Origin of the sequence: Halopseudomonas salina (assembly GCF_014637955.1) — a bacterium.
Taxonomy (GTDB): Bacteria; Pseudomonadota; Gammaproteobacteria; order Pseudomonadales; family Pseudomonadaceae; genus Halopseudomonas; species Halopseudomonas salina.
On record NZ_BMFF01000019.1, the window covers coordinates 1 to 873 of the forward strand.

General features: G+C 47.9%; 1 protein-coding gene. It reads left to right on the plus strand.

Going from position 1 to position 873, the window contains the following annotated elements:
- Window positions 1-95 precede the first annotated feature (95 nt).
- Entirely contained in the window at window positions 96-695 is a 600-nt protein-coding gene (locus IEV54_RS17275; protein WP_150279462.1) for a hypothetical protein, read from the plus strand.
- The last annotated feature ends 178 nt before the right edge of the window (window positions 696-873 follow it).

The window sequence follows — 873 nt, forward strand, 5'->3', positions numbered from 1 at the left end:
GCGAGAGGCTTAACAAGTCGCTCTTGTCGGACAATTTCTTCACCGCTTCGCGGCTACAAAATTGCCGCAAAGCTCTGCGTTATGGGAGATTCTAAGTGGATTACCGAGTCGTGAGAGTAGTTTGCAGTAAAGCCAATTTAGGTTTGTGTGCCATTTTTTTTATTGTTTTCTCGATTGGTTGCTCGCCAGCAGAGGAATCTACCTCACCGAAACCGCCTTCTAATCTAGCGGCTAACACTACTGAAGACTCTAAGCATACAAACCCATTTACAATCGGCTATGGGCAGGAGTACCCCATCGCGCCACTAAACGAGGATGATTTTCCCTTACCGCTTGCGTTGAAAGGCTTTAAGGCGCCAATGCCATCTGATGCCGGCCTTTCAATGTTCTTTGACCAGGAAATCGTTTTGCTCGCTGAAACGAGCCTAATCTACTCTGTGCAAACCTCCCGTGCATATGCAGACTTGGAGGCTTGTAATTTTGATCGAGATCTTGCTCAAAAGGTCGTATTAGCCAGAATCCCCGGCCTTGCTGGGGAGACCCCACAGTTTGAATCTGAGAGTTTTGTCGTTGATCTCTACTGTGGCTATTCCAAAGGGGGGAGGTTCGTCGAATTACATCTAGCTATTTTCCACAAGCCAACTCAAGAAAAAATAGCAGTTCCAGATTACTCTGATTTCCGGAAGAACAATTAAACAATGTTGCCAAATCCCCATAACAATCGGCATCACGGTGACCGCTTCTCCGCCGCTTCGCGGCTACAAACCGGCACGTGTGCCGGGCGTTAAGTTTCCGAGTTACCCACAACCAGTAGACACCTTCTATAGTTAGGTAGCCCCTAGCAGGAGGTGTGTCATGACCAAGAAACGACAG